Genomic DNA, 3,931 nt, shown 5'->3' with positions numbered 1-3,931 from the left:
AGCCTAAAAGGCGTACAAAAATAGAGTGCTGAAAATATTGGTGTAAAAGAACAACCGAGAATAACTTGACACATACAATTCAACATTATCACTTTAGTAAACTTGACATGTATGTTAAAATTAATTTAACAAACTAATTTATTTAAAGAAACAAAATTAATTCATAACTTTACAAGCGAATTTTCATATTATAATATAAATCTAGTTCTTTTTCAGGAGCTAGATTTTTTTATTTTCATAAGAAAGACTTTATAAGCGGGGTGAAAAAATATGAAATACATAAAAAGTATACTCGTTGGTGCACTTATTATCGGATTATTAATTTTTATGTTTATCCAAAAAAGTTCACTGAATGACTTGAAAAATGACATTTCTACAAAGCAGTCATTAATTGATGAGATTGAATTTAAACTTAAAGAGGTTGATGAACAAGTAAAATCAGAACAATATGTTAAAGAAGTAAAAGAAGGGGTTATATCAGCAAAACAAATTGGGGAAGAAATGATTGAAGTTGACAATACATTAACCGCATTTTATAAGTCGTGGGATCCATTGCCAGAGGACGAAAAAATTTTTAAAGATTTAGAAGAGGCTCAAAAGAAAAATTCGGAATTAACAGGAGCTGGTGAAAACGACCATCTTGCAACATGGCAACTTAATCCTGAATGGACATTAACATTAGAAACAGTTGTCAATTACGGTGATGTTGAACAAATACCTGTTTTATTTAGAATGACAACAGGTGAAGGAGAATTTGCTGGTATTATACGAGCAACATATGACGTGAGTGAACATAAGTTAACGGATATAAAAGTGCAATATACACCAGCCGGAGAAATGGATCGCGTCGTATAAGGAGGGATACAGATGGGGGCAAAAACCAAACAAGCTAACTTCATATTTATCGGTAGTATAGTCGTTCTAACCATCATTATTGTCATTTTATTGAATCAACACAATGAGAAAAAACAGTTAAGTCAACAGACCTCTGATTTGTCTGGAGAAGTAATATTGCTAGAAAAGAAAGCTAAAGAAAAAAATATTGACATTGATATTGAAATCGATGATAAAGTAACTGAACAAAGAGAAGAAGAAATTTTAATCACAGAGGAACGGATCGAAAAAGATACAGAATTAGCAAAAGAGTTTTTCACTCCTGCTTTCGATTGGAAAAGTGGAGAGCAATATGAGGATATGCGTGAGCAATATATAAGTTTACTAGGTGAAGATAGTACATTTGTTGAGTCGTATATTGTAGAAGATGTTAAAATTGCGACAAATGATGGAGATTTATCCTATGTCGATCACCAAAATCTAAAAAGTGACATGCATTCACTTACAGTAATACCCGTTGAAATGGAAGGAAAAGATCGTATCCGTTATGTCGCCTTTATCGTTCATTATATGCATAAAGATAAAAAAGATTTGGTTAATTTGGATGCATTAAATGAAAGCGAAGCGATCGTTGAATTTACGATTATTGGCGATGAAAAAAGTGATAATCGAGAAATAGTTGATGTTGAAGCATGGAATCTATCATAAATATCGGTAGTAATATGACATCTAGTTTAAATCTCTATTAATAGGAAATCACCATGGTTACGTATAACGAATACAAATCAGAATATACATATGAAATTTTACGACTTTTTTGATAAAGTGTAACTTGGGAGTTGAAATTACTAAAAGGAGAGGATCTTATGTTTGATTTAACAAATAAAATCGCTTTAGTTACTGGTGGAGCAAATGGTATTGGCAAAGGAATAGTGGAAACTTTAGCTAAAGCGGGAGCGAAAGTTATGATCGGTGATATCGATGAAGAAGCAGGTCAAAAAACTGCTAAAGAAGTCGGTGGAGAATTTTTCAAATTAGATGTTACTGATAAAAATAATGCAGAACAGGTTGTTCAGGATATTCTAGGTAAGCATGATAGAATTGATATTTTAGCTGCAAATACTGGAATTTATCCGGAAGTGTTGATTGAAGACATGACAGAAGAAGATTGGGATAAAATCCAAAACATTAATTTGAAAGGAATTTTCTTCGTTGCAAAACCAGTATTGAAAGCTATGAAGGAACAAAACTATGGTCGTGTTATTCTTACTTCATCTATTACCGGAGATATTACAGGATACCCCGGCGGTTCAATTTATGGTGCGACAAAAGCTGGAATCCTTGGATTTATGAGAAGTGCTGCATTGGAGTATGCAAAATCTGGTGTAACTATTAATGCCATTCAACCAGGAATGATCGCTACAGAAGGTTTGAAAAAACAACTGGGAATTTTAAGTGAAAAGGGTGCGGAAGCCGTTCCGATGAAAAGGTTAGGAGACCCGGAAGATATTGGTGTAGCAGTTTGCTTCTTTGCATCAGAGGAAGCTAAATATATTACTGGTCAATCCCTCGTAATAGACGGTGGTCAAATTTTACCTGAAACTCCTGATGTAATTTTATAAATAAAAGTCATTTTAACAAAGCCAAGAATTACATCAGTGATCTTGGCTTTTAATCATTATTATTTCTTTTTTTCCTAAAAAACCAAAGATTGCCCTTGGGTTTCAAAGGAGGTAAATCCTGAATCACTAGTTCGGTCAGAGTCTGTAAGCACCTTCATTCTAAGAAAATGTAAATATTTATTGCTTTTATATCGTGTTTTACGATATAATCGTTTGTAACGATATATGGGGGTTATTATATGATTAATGAAATAAATAGATATTTTTCTGATATTTACTTTGAACTTCATCCAGAACAACAAGGAGCCATCTCTCACCAAAGTGTCCGTATATTACAAATGGTACATAAAAAGCAGTTTGTAATGGTTCGAGATATTGCAGAGCATTTATCTATATCACATAATACTGCGTCGGAACACGTAAAAAAGTTAGTAAGTAATGGATGGGTATATAAAGAAAGATATGAAAAAGATCAACGTAAGGTTTATTTATATCTAACGGAACTTGGTATAAAGATATTAAAGAAAAATACAGAATTGGATGAAGAAAAATTACAAGCAGCACTTGACAAGTTAACAGATAAAGAAAGGATACAAGTTGTTAAAGCCTTTCAATTACTGAGCGAGGTATCAAAATAAATGTATTTATTTATAAAAATTGTCGGTTCCGCGGCCATTATTGGCATTGTGACCGAATTAGCAAGAAGGTTTCCAGTATATGGAGGAATTATAGCAGCTTTACCTTTAATAAGCATTCTAAGTATAATTTGGTTAACAGTACAAGGAGAATCTACAAAAACTATTAATGAATTTACAGGTGGAGTGATAGCAGGCCTTCCAGCAACAATTGTAATGCTTCTGATAATTTACGTGGCGTTAAAACATTCTATTCATTTACCAACAGCAATTTTATCTGGAGTTATCGGCTGGGGATTCTTTTTAATTATTCAAAGATATATAACTGGAATATTTTTTTCCTAGAAAAGAGAAATAACGTATGAAACAGAACATTGCACTTTAATATATGTAGAATACGTGTATGTCAGATTATTGTTAAACTATTACTTAGAGGTGATGTAGTTGTTTGTGAAGGGTCTAAACCATTTTTTATTTTCTGTATCTGATTTGGATAAATCCATAAAATTTTATCAAGCAGTATTTAACGCTAAATTACTTGTGAAAGGAAGAAGTACTGCATACTTTGATTTGAACGGGATGTGGCTTGCTCTTAATGTAGAAAAAGACATTCCCCGCAATGAAATAGGTCAATCATACACTCATATTGCTTTTTCAATTGAAGAGGCTGAATTTGATCATATATTTGACAAGCTTAAAAAATTGGATGTAAACATTTTACAGATTTTCCGAACGGGAAAGCCCACTGTCTTTAGAGGTGGGATGAAAGTGAGGTCAAATACGGAGTGGTACAAAAAACGAAGGTTTGTACCACTTCAAGTATTTGAAATTCTTTTTTCT

Annotated in this window: 6 protein-coding genes; all 6 read left to right on the top strand. The window is 32.6% G+C overall.

Going from position 1 to position 3,931, the window contains the following annotated elements; all coding sequences use genetic code 11:
* Positions 1-270: 270 nt before the first annotated feature.
* Positions 271-855 carry a hypothetical protein gene (locus ACPYKA_RS19580; RefSeq protein WP_479543875.1) on the top strand — a complete coding sequence of 195 codons (585 nt, stop codon included), beginning with the start codon at positions 271-273 and terminating at the stop codon, positions 853-855.
* 12 nt (positions 856-867) lie between these two features.
* A complete protein-coding gene (locus tag ACPYKA_RS19575; protein ID WP_479543874.1) occupies positions 868-1,542 on the top strand; it encodes a hypothetical protein in 675 nt (224 codons plus the stop codon).
* 158 nt (positions 1,543-1,700) lie between these two features.
* Positions 1,701-2,456: an SDR family NAD(P)-dependent oxidoreductase gene (locus ACPYKA_RS19570; protein WP_479543873.1), complete on the top strand. Its 756-nt coding sequence runs from the start codon at positions 1,701-1,703 to the stop codon at positions 2,454-2,456.
* Between the two features lie 239 nt (positions 2,457-2,695).
* On the top strand, positions 2,696-3,094 hold the full coding sequence (locus ACPYKA_RS19565) for a MarR family winged helix-turn-helix transcriptional regulator (RefSeq protein WP_479543872.1): 399 nt from the start codon (positions 2,696-2,698) through the stop codon (positions 3,092-3,094).
* Positions 3,095-3,436: a DUF3147 family protein gene (locus ACPYKA_RS19560; protein ID WP_479543871.1), complete on the top strand. Its 342-nt coding sequence runs from the start codon at positions 3,095-3,097 to the stop codon at positions 3,434-3,436.
* Between the two features lie 99 nt (positions 3,437-3,535).
* Positions 3,536-3,931, top strand: a 396-nt coding sequence (locus ACPYKA_RS19555; protein ID WP_479543870.1) for a VOC family protein, incomplete at its 3' end; no start/stop codon positions are given.

This window comes from Pseudogracilibacillus amylolyticus (SeqCode), from assembly GCF_051918545.1.
In the GTDB taxonomy this organism is placed as follows: Bacteria; Bacillota; Bacilli; order Bacillales; family Amphibacillaceae; genus Pseudogracilibacillus.
This window is presented reverse-complemented; position numbering and strand designations above follow the sequence as displayed.

Coding starts and splice junctions, on each gene's coding strand:
- ACPYKA_RS19580 (WP_479543875.1), top strand. CDS start 271: ATGAAATACATAAAAAGTATACTCGTTGGTGCACTTATTATCGGATTA.
- ACPYKA_RS19575 (WP_479543874.1), top strand. CDS start 868: ATGGGGGCAAAAACCAAACAAGCTAACTTCATATTTATCGGTAGTATA.
- ACPYKA_RS19570 (WP_479543873.1), top strand. CDS start 1,701: ATGTTTGATTTAACAAATAAAATCGCTTTAGTTACTGGTGGAGCAAAT.
- ACPYKA_RS19565 (WP_479543872.1), top strand. CDS start 2,696: ATGATTAATGAAATAAATAGATATTTTTCTGATATTTACTTTGAACTT.
- ACPYKA_RS19560 (WP_479543871.1), top strand. CDS start 3,095: ATGTATTTATTTATAAAAATTGTCGGTTCCGCGGCCATTATTGGCATT.